This window comes from Synechococcus sp. CCAP 1479/10 (assembly GCF_019038515.1).
In the GTDB taxonomy this organism is placed as follows: domain Bacteria; phylum Cyanobacteriota; class Cyanobacteriia; order PCC-6307; family Cyanobiaceae; genus Cyanobium.
In genome coordinates, this window is sequence record NZ_JAFKRJ010000035.1 from 40,015 (window position 1) to 54,061 (window position 14,047).

Annotated in this window: 9 protein-coding genes and 1 pseudogene; 6 read left to right on the forward strand and 4 right to left on the reverse strand. The window is 69.3% G+C overall.

The features are described 5' to 3' along the window. The first annotated feature begins 7 nt into the window (after positions 1-7). The 3 genes from KUG39_RS13580 to KUG39_RS13590 all read left to right on the forward strand — a co-directional run bounded on the left by KUG39_RS13580 (position 8) and on the right by KUG39_RS13590 (position 1,546). Positions 8-661 (forward strand): methyltransferase domain-containing protein, encoded by a 654-nt coding sequence (locus KUG39_RS13580; RefSeq protein ID WP_190609695.1) that lies wholly within the window; start codon positions 8-10, stop codon positions 659-661. A 9-nt stretch (positions 662-670) separates the two neighbouring features. Then, on the forward strand, positions 671-1,264 hold the full coding sequence (locus tag KUG39_RS13585) for a pyridoxamine 5'-phosphate oxidase family protein (protein WP_216915602.1): 594 nt from the start codon (positions 671-673) through the stop codon (positions 1,262-1,264). A gap of 69 nt (positions 1,265-1,333) precedes the next feature. Further along, on the forward strand, positions 1,334-1,546 hold the full coding sequence (locus KUG39_RS13590) for a hypothetical protein (protein WP_216915604.1): 213 nt from the start codon (positions 1,334-1,336) through the stop codon (positions 1,544-1,546). A 9-nt stretch (positions 1,547-1,555) separates the two neighbouring features. Here the strand turns inward: KUG39_RS13590 and KUG39_RS13595 are convergent, their stop codons facing one another. From KUG39_RS13595 to KUG39_RS13605, 3 genes and pseudogenes are all read right to left on the reverse strand, one after another. Continuing rightward, a complete protein-coding gene (locus KUG39_RS13595) occupies positions 1,556-2,338 on the reverse strand; it encodes a hypothetical protein (protein WP_216915606.1) in 783 nt (260 codons plus the stop codon). Positions 2,339-2,421: 83 nt separating this feature from the next. Then, positions 2,422-2,577: pseudogene (locus tag KUG39_RS13600) on the reverse strand (CAB/ELIP/HLIP family chlorophyll-binding protein); the annotation flags it as partial. Positions 2,578-2,626: 49 nt separating this feature from the next. Beyond that, a complete protein-coding gene (locus KUG39_RS13605; RefSeq protein ID WP_094584180.1) occupies positions 2,627-2,905 on the reverse strand; it encodes a PM-15 family protein in 279 nt (92 codons plus the stop codon). A 361-nt stretch (positions 2,906-3,266) separates the two neighbouring features. Here KUG39_RS13605 and KUG39_RS13610 point away from each other — a divergent pair, with 361 nt between their 5' ends. Beyond that, the gene (locus KUG39_RS13610; protein ID WP_216915608.1) at positions 3,267-4,859 is read left to right on the forward strand and encodes an FAD-binding domain-containing protein; all 1,593 of its coding nucleotides are present in this window, start codon (positions 3,267-3,269) and stop codon (positions 4,857-4,859) included. A 32-nt stretch (positions 4,860-4,891) separates the two neighbouring features. Further along, positions 4,892-5,566, forward strand: a complete 675-nt coding sequence (locus tag KUG39_RS13615; protein WP_216915610.1) for a DoxX family protein — start codon at positions 4,892-4,894, stop codon at positions 5,564-5,566. 52 nt (positions 5,567-5,618) lie between these two features. Here the strand turns inward: KUG39_RS13615 and KUG39_RS13620 are convergent, their stop codons facing one another. Then, the gene (locus KUG39_RS13620) at positions 5,619-6,923 is read right to left on the reverse strand and encodes an autotransporter outer membrane beta-barrel domain-containing protein (RefSeq protein WP_216915612.1); all 1,305 of its coding nucleotides are present in this window, start codon (positions 6,921-6,923) and stop codon (positions 5,619-5,621) included. Positions 6,924-7,411: 488 nt separating this feature from the next. Here KUG39_RS13620 and KUG39_RS13625 point away from each other — a divergent pair. Continuing rightward, positions 7,412-14,047: cadherin-like domain-containing protein (locus KUG39_RS13625; protein ID WP_286193172.1), on the forward strand; the 6,636-nt coding region annotated here is incomplete at its 3' end.

The window sequence follows — 14,047 nt, forward strand, 5'->3', positions numbered from 1 at the left end:
GGTGGCCATGGCGGTGTTGGTGCTGAACGAGGCGGAGCGGCGCAAGCTGGACAGCTCCGATGACACCCTCTTCTATGCCGAACCCCGCTTCGTGCAGCACCTCGACGGGGCCTTCCGCCGCCGGCTGACGGCGCTCTACCGGGAGCGAATCCCCCCCTGCGCGGTGGTGCTGGACCTGATGAGCAGCTGGGTGAGCCACCTGCCGGAGGACATCACCTATGAAGAGGTGATCGGCCATGGCCTCAACGGGGCCGAACTGGCGGCGAACCCGCGACTGGATCGGCACTGGCTGCAGAACCTCAACCAGGACCAGCGCCTGCCCCTGGCGGACGCCAGCGTGGATGCGGTGCTGATGGTGGCGGGCTGGCAGTACCTGCAGCGGCCCGAGCCGGTGGCGGCCGAACTGCTGCGGGTGGTGCGCCCCGGCGGCCAGGTGATCGTGGCCTTCTCGAACCGGATGTTCTTCCAGAAGGCCCCCCAGATCTGGACCGACGGCAGCGACCGGGATCACCTGGCCTACGTCAGCCGGGTGCTGCAGGCCCAGGGCTGGCCGGCGCCGCAGCTGATCGCCGAGCCGACCAAGGCCGAGGGTCCCATGGGCTGGCTGGGGGGTCAGGGGGATCCCTTCTTCGCCGTGGTGGCGGAAAAACCGACGCCGTAGGTCCTGCCGATGTCCGACTCCCACCCGTCGCCGCCCCCTGAGCAGCCCCTGCCCCCCTGGCGGCCGCTGCTGCGCGGTGCCCTGGAGCGGCAGGGCCGCTCCCCCCAGGCCCGCTGGCTGCAGCTGGCCAGCGTGGCGGCGGACGGCACCCCGCGGGTGCGCACCCTGGTGTTCCGCTGCTGGGCCGGAGCGGCCAGCCTCGATCTGCTCACCGACCGCCGCAGCGCCAAGAGTGGCGAACTCGCCGGCACCGCTCCTGTGGAACTCTGCTGGCTGCTGCCCAGAGCGCGCAGCCAGTTCCGGCTGCGGGGCCAGCGGCTGCCGCTGGCTGGCGAGGAGGAGCAACGGGCCCTGACGTTCCACTGGCAGGCCCTCACCCCCCGGGGCCGGGCCCTGTGGGGCTGGCCGGCGCCGGGGGAACCCCTCCAGAGCGAAGGGCCGTTCCCCCGGGAACTGGGGGAGGAGGTCCCGCGGCCGGAGCACTTCGAGCTGCTGCGGGTGGGGCTGCAACGGGTGGAGCTGCTGGAGCTGAGCGGTCACCCCCACCGGCGCCGCCTCTGGCGGGCCGACAACAGCTGGAAGGAGGAGTGGCTGAATCCATAGCCCGCTGCGGGGGCGCGACAGCCACGATTAACAGATCGTTACATTAGCCTGGGCAAAAGCGAGCGACCCATGCTGGACGTCCTGTTCCCCATCGTTTACGGGGTGAGCTTCGCGGTGATCGCCGGCGGCGCCTTCGCCCTGATGACCCAGAACCTGCGCAGCGCCGCCTCCACCCCCTCACCACGGCAGCGCCACCCGGAAGCTCCCGCCCAGGGGGAAGAAGTTCTCTACGTCGACCTCAGCCGCGAGCGGCTGGAGCAGCTGTACGAGCAGGCCGGCTGAGGCGGCCGCTCAGGTCGGGAAAACGGTGATGTTTGCCATTTCCCGGTAGGTGTCATCGGCCATGGCATCGACCCGGAACGCGGTCCAGGTGGCGAAGGGTTCCGGATTGCTGGCGGCGATCGGCCATTCGATGCGTCGTTTCTGGTAGGTGAGCCCGACGCAGGTCAGGGCCTGATCGTCGGCCATCAGTGACCAGAGGAGCTGCAGGTCACTGCGCTGGTAGGAGATTGGCCCCTCCTGCAGGCAGGCATCGGCCGGATAGCCGGGGGCCAGCCCGAGGCTGCGCTGGTTCTCCCAGCAGAGATAGTCGCCGTTCTCCGTGGGATAGAACCAGCAGGTCTCGTTGTCCGCCTCCCGCAGGGAGAACTGGTCGAGGCAGCGGACCGTCTCGATCCCCAGGCGCTCGGCCGGGTGGCCGCCGGTCGGCTGCTGCTCAGGGCCACTGAGTTCGTAGGCGCCCAGCCAGAGGGCCCGTGGTTCGAGATGGGGCACCACCGCATCGCAGATCAGCCGCCGCGCCGGGCCCGGATCCGCGGAGACAGAGGCGGATGGCTCCTCCGGGCAGGGGCTGGTGCGCAGCGGTTCGAAAGGGTCGGCCCCACTGACGTTGGCCTGGCCGGAGCTGACCAGGTCGTCCAGGCTCGGGGGCTGCTCGGCGGGGACGCGGAACATGCGCAGGGCGATGCCGCTGCGGACGCCCAGGCGCTGGGCCGCCAGGATCTCCTCCCAGGACGCGCCATCGCCGGGAAGGCCTCCCTCAGGAGCCAGTACGAAGACGAGAGCGTGCGCCATGGGGGAGCGGGGTGAACGCCGCAGACATCAAAGCCCGGATGGCAGAACCACCCGGGCCGATGCTGCCAAGGCAGGAGCCGAAATCAGCCGAGGCCGATCTGGGCAAGGATGCCCTGGCCGGTCAGGATCTCGGTGCCGAGGCCGATGACGAAACCGAGCATGGCCAGGCGGCCGTTCCAGGTTTCAGCGAAGGCGACGAAGCCGAAGCGGGTGGTGGAGTCAGACATGGGTGGGTTCGTTGCGAAACTTGAAGGGAGTGTAAACGATCGTGAAGCGTTGTGACTGTCGTCAACGATGCCGTCGACGCCCCAGGGGTTCGATCCACTCCTCCAGCACCCCAGCGGCCTGCGCCGGGGCCGGTGAGGCGGGGGCGAAAGAGGGGTCGCCCGTGGGGGCCAGACGGCAACCCAGCTGGATGTCCCCCTGGTCGAGCAGGCGGCCGAGCCGCAGAGCGGTGGCCTCCTCCAGACGGGAGAAGCGGTCCTGGCCGTGGGTGAGCCAGGAGAGCTCGGCGGGGGTGATGACGCCGGTGGACAGGGATTCGAGGTAGAGCTCGCCGACCGTCATGGCTGATGTAACGGAACATGAAGACTATGGCGCGCTTCTCCGGGGACCGCGGACGGCCTCCGAGCGCATCAGAGGGCGAATCCGGAGGGGCCCTCGCGGTTGCACCATCGCCGCGTTTACATTTCTTAAGACGTTCTTCGGGGGCAGGTCTGGCTGACCCGTCCTTTTTTTTGCCCGCGCTGCCCCGTTCGCCCCACCAGGATGGGGTGACAGTCGGCGGGCGGGCGGATGGAGACGGAAACGGTGCTGCCCCTGGCCGGGGCGGCGGTGCTGATCGTGATGGTGGTGGTGGGCGTGGTGGTCGTGGTGCTGCGACCCAGCGACCTGCCGAAGCGCTGAAGCGGATTCCTCGGCTGCGGTGATGGCGCTTCAGGTGGTCTGGTTCAAGCGCGATCTGCGCCTCGCCGACCACCGCCCCCTGGTGGAAGCGGCCCGGCGCGGACCGGTGCTGCCCCTCTACGTGGTCGAACCGGAGCTGTGGCGGCAACCCGACAGCTCGGGCCGCCAGTGGAGCTTCTGCCGGGAGGCGCTGGAGGAGCTGGGGCAGGCGCTGGCCGAACGGGGACAGCCCCTGGTGGTGCGGGTCGGCGAGGTGGTGACCGTGCTGGAGGCCGCCCACCGTCGCCTTGGCATCGCCGGTCTCTGGAGCCACCAGGAGACAGGCAACCTCTGGACCTACGCCCGGGACCGGCGGGTGGCCGCCTGGGCCCGCGAACGGGGGATCCCCTGGCAGGAGGTGGCCAGCTTCGGGGTGACCCGGGGACGCCGGGATCGCCGCGGCTGGGCCCGGGACTGGGAGCGGCGCATGGCCGAACCGCTGCTGGAGGCTCCCGTCGCCCTGCCCCCCCTGGAGGGAATCGCCCCCCGGAACCTGCCCACCGCCGCCGACCTGGGCCTGGCGTCGGACCCCTGCCCGGAGCGGCAGCGGGGTGGCCGGCGGGCCGGCCTGGAGCTGCTGGACGGCTTCCTGCACCAGCGGGGGCGCGGCTACCACCGGCGACTCTCCAGTCCCCTGACGGCCTTCGAGGGCTGCTCGCGGCTCTCCCCCCACCTGGCCTGGGGCACCCTGTCGATGAGGGAGGTGACCCAGGCCACCCGGGCGCGGCGGGCCGCCCTGTCGACCCTGCCCGGCGAGGCGGCCGCGGGCTGGCCCCGGGCCCTCGACGCCTTCCTCTCGCGCCTGCACTGGCACTGCCACTTCATCCAGAAGCTGGAGAGCGAACCCTCGATCGAGATCCTCGAGCTCCACCCCGCCACCCGCAACCTGCGCGTCACCGACCCCGGGCGGCTGGCGGCCTGGAGCGAGGGGCGCACCGGGGTGCCGTTCGTGGATGCCTGCATGCGCGCCCTGCGGGCCAGCGGCTGGATGAACTTCCGGATGCGGGCGATGCTGCTGTCGTTCGCCAGCCATCACCTCTGGATCGACTGGCGCGACAGCGGCCTGCACCTGGCCCGCCAGTTCGTCGACTACGAGCCCGGCATCCATTGGAGCCAGTGCCAGATGCAGAGCGGCACCACGGGCATCAACACGATCCGGATCTACAACCCGATCAAGCAGGGCCGCGACCACGATCCGGAGGGGACATTTCTGGTGCGCTGGCTGCCGGAGCTGGCCGGGGTGCCGGCGATCTGGCGCCACGAGCCGTGGCGGATGGATCCGGCCACCCAGGTGGCCAGCGGCTGCCGCATCGGCCCCGACTATCCGGCCCCGATCGTGGATGTGGCCGCCGCCGCCCGCCAGGCCCGGGAACGGCTCTGGGGCCTGCGGCGCCAGAGCGGCTTCGGCGCCGCCGCCGACGCGATCCAGGAACGGCACGGCTCGCGCCGCTCAGGCCTTCCCCCCTCCGGCAGGAGGAGCGGCGGCGGCCGTCGCCGGCCATCGCGGACGGCCGAGGGTCAGCTGTGCCTGGACCTGGGGCTGGGTCCGGAGAACGCTTCACGTTCCGTTACCTGAATCGCCAGAATCTTCATAATTCTCCCCCGACCATGACCACCACTGTCCTGCTCGAGATCTTCGCGGGCTTCTTCACCGCCTTCATCGCCCTGTGGATGCTGGCGCTCAACCGGCCGACGGTCGCTGCTGTCGTGCCCACGGGCGTGGACGCCCCCGCTCCGGCTCCTGCCTCCGTCACCGCCATTGCCGCAACGGTCCGCCAGGCCCTGAGGTCCTACCTCCTGCGGGAAGGGCGTCTCGCCAACGTCGGATTGCTGATCCTGAGGCTGGCGATCGGCGCGATGATGATCCACCACGGCCAGGACAAGCTGGCCGATCCGCAGGCGTTCGCGACCAACTACGTGGTGCCCCTGCACCTGCCTTTCCCCCTGTTCCTTGCCCATGTGGCGGGCTACTCGGAAATCCTGGGCAGCTGGCTGCTGATCCTCGGCCTGCTCTCGCCCCTGGGGGCCCTGGCCCTCACCGGCACCATGGCCGTGGCCGCCTACCACCACATTCTCACCAGCGGCTTCAACATCTACGTGCTGGAGCTGGTGGTTCTGTACCTGGGCGGCAGCCTGGCCCTGCTTCTGGTCGGTCCAGGCCGTTACTCGTTCGATGCCGGCATCGTCGATGGCCTGCTGAAGGACAGCATCGATTCCCGGGATGCCGGCAGTGTCCGCAAGGAAGAGACTTCCGTCTTCGGACTGATGGGGGAAGGGGCCTGAAGGCCCTCCAACGTCCTTCCTGACCGGCTCCAGATCAGAACTTGGCCAGCCCTCAGGGGTTTGAGGTGGAAGGATCGGCGCCACTGGCCTTGGCTGCCGTGGCCCGTGGGGCTCCCCCCCAGCGGAACTCCACCCCGCCACCGACATCCCAGGCGGTGCCGGCGCCATAGAACCCCGCCCCGCCACGGATGTAGAACGTGGTGTTGTCCCTCAGGGTGTAGGCCAGGCCTCCCTGCAGCCCCAGTCCACTGGTCTGGGTCAGGGAGCCGGCGGGCAGGGTGGTGGCCAGGGAGATGCCATCGGTGACCGCATTGGCCGGGGCCTGGCCGAGGAAGCCGGCCCCCAGCCAGCTGAGGCGCACCGAGGGCGTGAGCAGATTCCTGCCCTGGTGCAGGGGAGCCCTCCAGGTGATGCCGATGTCGGCGGTGCCGACGGTGCTGCTGGAGCCGGGCACGCTCCAGAAGCGGTTGGTGAACCCATCGAAGACCGTTGCACCGCCCAGCGAGAGGCTGGTCAGGGTGAGGAGAGCGCTGGGTTCGAGAACCTGACGATCGGACAGCCGGATCCTGCCACCGAAACTGGTGGCCAGATTGAAAGCGCTGCCGCCGACCGAGGACTTGCTGTAGCGGGCACCGATGGCGTTGGAGCTGCTGATGCCGAACGGTTGATCGGTCGTCAGAGCATCGCCTCCCAGCGCCGCACCGATGAACCAACCGGGCTTGGCGAACTGCACCAGCACCCCGCCACCACCCAGGCTGCCGTTGGCGGATTGGCCGTTGAAAGGGACCCCGAAATCATTGACGGAGCCGCCCTGTGCCTGGAGTGACCCGAAGCGGCCGAAGGCACCGATCAACAGATCGCCGATGGCGTAGTCGAGGCGCAGACCCATCTGGGCCCCACTCACCGAGGAGGGACCCCCAGCGACACCGCTGATCAGGGGACCGCCGAAGCCATTGCCGAACACCCGAAGCCGCCAGCCGTCTCGGTCACTGAAGTAGCCCCCGGGCTGAACACTGAAGCGGAAGGCCGAGGTGGACGGCCCCTCCGGCTCCGGGTCGGCGAGGGGAGAGGACTCGCGCACCTTCTGGGGCAGGGGCTCCAGCAGATCACGGCTGAAGCTCCGCCAGCCCATCCCGGCGCCAAGGGGAAGCAACCGGGCGTCGAGTCGGTAGACATCGACCCGCACGGGGCGGATCGGCACGACGGAGGCCGGCGTCGCCGGTGTGGACGGTGAAGGCGTCGGTGTCGGCGGTGTCGGCGGTGTCGGCGGTGTCAGCGGGGTGACGGGAGGCAGGCAGAACTCCGCCTCGGTTCCATCGGGGCAGATCGCCGCCCGGGCCGGGCCGATCGCGACCACGGCTCCGAGAACGAAAGACGGGAGCAGGGCGAGGCGAACAGCGATGGCCCTCCCGGCACGGGCGGATGCAGGGCGCGGCGAGAGCGGCCGATCAGGGGCAGGTCGAAACGGAAGCAAGATTTTGAACACTTTTTCTTGTTTTGGGATTCCTAGCAATATGCACTGGCAGCCGTGGCCGAAAACGCCCATTCCTGGGTCTCTATAACGATCCTCTAGGGCAACTTTAATGTTCTTAACACGTGGATTTTAGATGGGCGCGACGATCTCGAGAACTGCCCTGTCCTGATTCACAGAATCGGCAAGAGAGGTCGTTGCCATAGGATCCGCACCACGCGAACTATCGACCAGATCAAGGCATGAAATTCCTCGGGCTTGAGCTCCTGTCAGGACTTTTGGGCCAAGCCAGCCTTGCCGGTGCACCCAGAAGCGAGAGCCTGCACCGACAGGTCGTCCCCGAGGAAGCGATCGATCAAGCCCTGACGGGGGAGATGGAGCTGCGATGGGCGACTGCCCTGCTGAATGTCAACAGAATCCTCGAAGACCTACCCCTGCGGGATGGCTATGAGGATCTGCTGAGTGACACGTTCGCCACCGCCGGCACCGATTCCAATCAGTTCCAGTCCCGGGTGATTTCGCTCGCTCAGTTGTTGCGGGGACCAGGCCTTCAGCTGGCGATCGAACGGCGCAGCGGAGAGGAACTCTCAGGCGCCAGCGGTGCCTACACACCCGGCGATCCTGATGGGCGGCAGAGGATCTACATCAATGCCAACTGGCTGTCCCTGGCCACCTCCGTGGAGGCCATTCAGCGCGTCCTGCTGGAGGAAGTGGGTCACGCCATCGATCAGTGGCTGAACGGCCCCCTCGATGCCCGGGGGGATGAGGGCGCCCTGTTCGCCGCCCTGGTCACCGGTGCTCCCCTGGTTGAGGCGCAGCGGGCGGCGATCCTGGCCGACAACGACCAGCACCAGCTCCTGATCGATGGCCGCTGGCTGGCCGCGGAGTTCGCCGCCGCCCCGGTGCTGAACGACAGCTTCGTCGGCACCCGCATCACCGCCGAGGACACCCCCCTGGCCATCACCGGCCTGAGCGTGGCCGACAGCGACAACGGTGGGGGCCCCATCACGCTGCGGCTGCGGATCACCACCACGGGGGGCACCGCCACCCTGGCCAGCGCCGCCCTGATCACCAGCGGCAGCAACGGCAGCGCCGATCTCACCCTGGAAGGCAGCCTGGCCGCCATCAATGCGGCGATCGCCAGCCTCCTGTTCACGCCGGCGGCCAACGCCAACAGCGTCAACACGCCGCTGGCGCCCAGCCTCACCCTGACCGCCACCGATCTCACCAATGGCGACGGCCCCATCAGCCTCACCACCGGGCCGATCCAGGTCACCCCGGTCAACGATGCCCCCACCCTGGTCACCAGCCCCCTGGTGGTGGCGGAAGGCGGCACTTCCAACTTCACGCTGGCGAACTTCACCCTCTCGGATGTGGACAACCTGCCCGAGCAGGTGATCTACCGGATCACCTCCCTGCCGGGCAAAGGAACCATCAGGCTCAATGGCAATCCCCTGGTGGTGGGCTCCAGCTTCTCCAGCAGCTTCAGGGGAAGTTTCACCTACACCCATGACGGCTCCCAGGTGCTGCCCGGGGTGATCGCCGGCAGCGACAGTGATGCCGTCACCGTCTCCGTCGACGATGGTGCCGGTGGGCGGATCGCTTCGGCGACCGTTCCGATCAGCCTCACCCCCGTCAACCAGGCACCGGCCGTGAGTGGCTCGGTTGCCGTCTTCGAGGGCCAGCGTGGGGTGCCGGTCACCCTCAGCATCAGTGATGCCGACCAGGCCGCGGGCGTGGCCCACACGGTCGTGATCACGTCGTTGCCCTCAAGGGGCACGCTCCGCTACAACGGCACCCCGATCACGGCACCGTTCACCCTTCCTTCGCTGGCGGGCCTCACCTACGACCACGACGGCAACGACCTCAACGGCGGCTTCCCCCCGAACGAGAGCTTCGGCGTCCGCGTCAGCGACGACGGCGGCGGCCAGGGAACCGGCGGGGTGCTCAGCAGCAACGCCGTCATCACCCTGGCGGTGCAGCGGGTCAACGATGACCCCACCCTCACCGCCAACAACCCGATCGTCACCCCCACCGGCAGCACGGCGATCACGGCCGCCGCCCTGAGGGTCAGCGACGCGGATTCGCCGTCCTCCAACCTCACCTACACCCTTACGGCGGCAGCGGATCCGGCCCGGGGGCAGCTGCAGGTGTTCCGTGGCGGCACCTGGGTGGGCCTGCTCAGCGGCGGCAGCTTCAGCCAGGACGACATCGACACCGGTCGGCTGCGGTTCAACTTCGTCAACGGCACCCCATCGGGCACCACGGCGGACTTCACGTTCACGGTGGAGGACGGCGCCATCGGCCTGCTTCCCGGCGGCTTCACCCAGACCCGCGACGGCGGCATCCACACCAACAGCACGCCCCAGCCCCTGCCGGGGGATCCGCTGACGCCGATCAGCTTCCGCCTCACCTACCTCAATTCCCTGGGCACCCCCAGCAGCGGTGGCGGCAACGCGCCCACCTCCCTGCCAGCCAATGCCGCCCCCAGCCTGGCCACCAACAACCTGCTGCGCACCAGCGAAGCTGCCACGGTGACGATCCGGGCCACGGATCTGGCCATCAGCGACAGCGACAGCAACCCGGCCGAGCGGGTCTACCGGCTCACCGCCGCGCCGGCGGGAGGCAGCCTGCAGCGCAACGGTGTGGTCCTCAACAACCTGGACGTCTTCACCCAGGACGACATCAACAACGGGCGGCTCACCTTCGTGCACGGTGGAGGAGAAGTCTTCGATTCCGGCTTCCGCTTCAACATCAGTGATGGCCGCAGCGTCGTCAGCAACGGAGCCAGCGATTTCCGCTTCGCGATCCGGGTCACGCCGATCAACGATGCCCCCAGCGCCAGCGTCAGTGGCAGCACCAGCCTGCTGGTGGAAGGGGGCACCTTGACCTTCAACAGTTCCAGCCCCGGACCGCTGCTGGGGGCGGCGGAGCGCCGCGACATCACCATCGCCGACGTGGATGGTTCGGGACAGCAGGTGTTCGCCGGAGCTCCCAGCAACCCCAACCCCGGCGCCGATGCCCTCTGGGATCCGGGCAGCTTCTCCCAGGCCGACACAGCCGACCAGCGACGGCTGCGGATCGACACCCTGCCGGCCAACGGCGTGCTCGAGTTCGACACCACCGGCAGCGGCGCCTGGACCGTGATCGGGGATGGCAGCGGCGGCAGCCTCAATCGCGCCACGCTCCGCATCAGCCAGAGCCAGCTGTCGGCGGGCCGCCTGCGCTATCGCCACAACGGCAACGACGGGCCCGGGGAACTGACCGACAGCTTCGTCTTCACCCCCCTCGACCGCTTCGACGCCCCCGGCACCCCGGTGACGGTGCCCCTGACGATCGCGCCCCTGAACGACCCGCCGGCTGCGATCGAAAACACGCCCCTCACCGTGGCGGAAGGTTCCCGCGGTGTGATCACTGGAAGCGCCAGCAGCAGCACGGCACTCCGGCTGGCGTACGGCGATTCCGACAACAGTCCGATCCAGCGCCAGTACCGGATCACGTCCCCCACCAGCAACGGTCGGCTGTTCCTCAACGGCCGTGCCCTGGGTGTGAACAGCGTGTTCACCCAGGCCGATCTCGACAACAACCTGATCACCTACCTGCACGACGGGACCGAGACCAGCAGCGATGCCTTCAGCTTCCGGGTGAGCGACGGCGGTGGCGACAACCCGATCAGCGGTGCCACCAACGAAATTCCCGGCACCTTTGTCATCGCCGTCACGCCCGCCAACGACCTGCCCAGCCTGAGTTCCCCGGCTTCCCTTGACGTCTTCGGCAGCGGCGCCACCCCGGTGGCCGTGGCCAGCGGCGGGCTGCTGCGCGCCACCGACAGCGATCTGGACACGATCGGGAGCGGAGAAACCGATCTGCTGCGGATCGAGGCCCAGCTGCTCGATGGGGCCAATGCGGTGGTGCCCTCCGGGCTGATCTCCTTCACCTCAGCCAATCCCAGCTCAGCGCGGGCCTTCCTGAGCGGCAAGGGCAGCAACAGCCTGGTGGTGCAGGGCACCCGCAGCGAAATCAATGCGGTGCTCGCCAGCCTCACGGTGGCCTTCGGCGCCGACCTGGATGCCAGCAACCTCAAGCTGCGCGTCAGCGTCGACGACCGCCTCTACAGCGCCGCGGGCGTGCTGGGGGTGGGGGCCAACGGTGGCCCGGTCAACCAGAACGATGGGGCCGGCAATCCGGTGCCCATCGACGCCGCCAACAACCGGATCAGCCGCGACATCGCTCTGACGGCCTCCAACCTCAACGATCTGCCCACGATCACCAACCCCACGCTGTTCAGCGTCAACGAAGACGCCAGCGTCAGCCTGGGCGGCTTCGTGCTGGCCGACGCCGACAGCTTCGGCCGCAACGTCAGCGTGCAGGTGCAGCTGTTCCGCGATGCCGCGCGAACGGTCCTTGCCGATGCCGCCACCGAAGGCCGGCTGCTGCTGGGCGCCATCGCCGGCCTGAGCGCCGCCACAGGCGACGGCACCAACACGATCACCCTCACCGGCCCGCTGACGGCGGTGCAGACCGCCCTCAATCTGCTGCGCTTCCAGGGGGCCCCCGACTTCAACGGCGCCGGCAGCGGCCTGGGCAACCTTTTCCTGCGCACCAGCCTCACGGATTTCGGCCACGCCAATGTGCCCGCCGGCAACCGGGTGTCCGTCGACAACGGCGTACGCATCACGCCGGTCAACGATGCGCCGGTGCTGGCGGTTCCCGCCAACACGGTGATCGCCAGCGGCACCTTCCTCAACATCAGCAGCGGCTTCGCCATCCAGGACACGAGGGACACCAGCCAGGGGGCCACCGATGACATCCGGGTGACCCTCAGTGCCGCCGACGGCGCCACGCCCTACGGCACCCTGCTGATCCAGAACGCCAACGGCGCCACCCTCACCACCAACGGCACCGCCAGCGTGCAGGTGCGGGGCACCCGTACCCAGGTGCAGGCGGCCCTGAACACCCTCCGCTACACCCCGACCAACCCCAACGTGGATCGGGTGGTGACGATCACCGCCACCGCCTTCGATTTCGACAACGGGGCCGAAGCCGTGGGGGTGATCGGAAACAACTCCGCCACCGGCGCGTTCACCATCAACGTGTCCTCCACCAACGAGGCCCCGGTGCTGACGGCGCCGGTTACCCGCACCGTGGTGGAGGACAGCGGCGCCAACGCCTTCACAGGCGCCAACCTGATCAGCTTCTCCGACCCCGACGACTTCGGCGCCCTCCAGCGGCTCACCGTCGCTGTCAACCGGGGAACCATCAACCTGGTCACCCGCACGGGACTGACCGTGACAGGAGGCAACTACGGCACCACCAGCCTGACCGTGACCGGCACCGAGGCCAATCTCAACGCGGCCCTGGCCTCGCTCACCTACACCCCCACCGCCAACTTCCACGGGAGCGCCACGCTCACCGTGGTCGTCAATGACCTGGGCAGCACCGGCAGCGGCGGCGCCCGGCAGGCCGTCAGGAGCGTCGCCCTGACGGTGACCCCCCTCAACGACCAGCCCGTCGCCACCACCAACGTCGTCCTCCCCGCCATCGCGGAAGACGTCGCCGCCGCCGCCATCGCCGGCGCCACCCTCAGCTCCCTGGCCTTCGGCTATTCCGACGCCACCGACAACCAGACCGCCAACGGCGGCGGCAGCACGGCCACCCCCTTCTCCTTCCTCGCCGTCGTCGGCGCCACGAACTACGCCGCCGCCCAGGGCGTCTGGCAGATCTCCACCTCCGCCACGCCCAACCCCGCCGTCCCGGGCGACTGGATCAACCTCCCCAGCGCCGGCCTCTCCACCGCCGCCGCCCTCGTCTTCAGTGCCGCCAGCCGGGTGCGGTTTGTGCCTGCCGCCAACTTCCACGGCACCCCCGGCAGCCTCCTGGTGCGTCTCGCCGATGCCAGCGCTCCCCTGGCCACCAGCACCTCGGCCAGCGCCACCTTCAACCTGGCCACCGCCGGCGGCACCACCGCCACCGGTGCGTGGAGTGCTGTCAATCGCACCATCGCCACCACCGTCACCAACGTCAACGACCGGCCCACCGCCAGCGCCGCCAGCCTCGCCGCCACCACCGAGGACAACCCCAACCCGCCCGGCGCCACCATCGCCGCCCTGGGCTTCGGCTTCAGGGATACGGCCGACGACCAGCGCAGCGTCACCGGCGGTGCCAATGCCGCCTCCGCCTTCGGCGGCATCGCCATCACCGGCAACGCCGCCACCGCCGCCCAGGGCGTCTGGCAATACAACCTCAATGCCGGAGCCGGCTGGGTCACCATCGCCTCCCCCTCCGACAGCGCCGCCCTGCTGCTGCCCACCTCCGCCTCGCTCCGCTTCCTCCCCAACAGCCCCAACTTCAACGGCACCCCGGGCGGCCTCAGCGTCCGCGTCGCCGACACCCCCCTGGCCTTCAGCGCCGCCACCAACCTCACCCCCCTGCTCGGGCCCACCGGCCGCTACTCCGACCCCACCCCCCTCAGCACCACGGTTACCCCTGTCAACGACGTGCCGGCCTTCACCAGGGGGCCGGATCAGACCCTGCTGGAAGACGCCGGCGCCCAGAGCGTGGCCGGCTGGGCGACGGGCCTGAGCCGCGGCGGCAGCGATGAAGCCGGCCAGGCCCTCAGCTTCCTGGTCACCAACAGCAACAACGCCCTGTTCAGCGTCCAGCCCAGCATCGACGCCAGCGGGCGTCTCACCTACACCCCGGCGGCCAATGCCACCGGCACGGCCACCGTTTCGGTGCGCGTTCGCGACAGCGGCGGCACCGCCAACGGCGGCATCGACACCAGTGCCATCCAGACGTTCCTGATCTCGGTGACGCCGGCCAACGACGACTTCAGCGACGCCAACGAAACCCGCTCCATCGCCGAGGACAGCGGCACCGCCACCGGCAATCTCCTGGCTGGCACCTCCAGTCCCGATGGTCCGGTCTCGATCGCCTCGTTCTCCATCGCCGGCCAGAGCGGGCCCTTCCCCCTCGGCAGTCCCGTCACCATCGCCGGGGTCGGCAGCCTC

What these genes read in the sequence shown, in the direction of transcription:
- KUG39_RS13580 (WP_190609695.1), top strand. Translation starts at nt 8, where the DNA reads ATGGCGGTGTTGGTGCTGAACGAGGCGGAGCGGCGCAAGCTGGACAGC.
- KUG39_RS13590 (WP_216915604.1), top strand. Translation starts at nt 1,334, where the DNA reads ATGCTGGACGTCCTGTTCCCCATCGTTTACGGGGTGAGCTTCGCGGTG.
- KUG39_RS13615 (WP_216915610.1), top strand. Translation starts at nt 4,892, where the DNA reads ATGACCACCACTGTCCTGCTCGAGATCTTCGCGGGCTTCTTCACCGCC.
- KUG39_RS13605 (WP_094584180.1), bottom strand. Translation starts at nt 2,905, where the DNA reads ATGACGGTCGGCGAGCTCTACCTCGAATCCCTGTCCACCGGCGTCATC.
- KUG39_RS13595 (WP_216915606.1), bottom strand. Translation starts at nt 2,338, where the DNA reads ATGGCGCACGCTCTCGTCTTCGTACTGGCTCCTGAGGGAGGCCTTCCC.
- KUG39_RS13585 (WP_216915602.1), top strand. Translation starts at nt 671, where the DNA reads ATGTCCGACTCCCACCCGTCGCCGCCCCCTGAGCAGCCCCTGCCCCCC.
- KUG39_RS13610 (WP_216915608.1), top strand. Translation starts at nt 3,267, where the DNA reads ATGGCGCTTCAGGTGGTCTGGTTCAAGCGCGATCTGCGCCTCGCCGAC.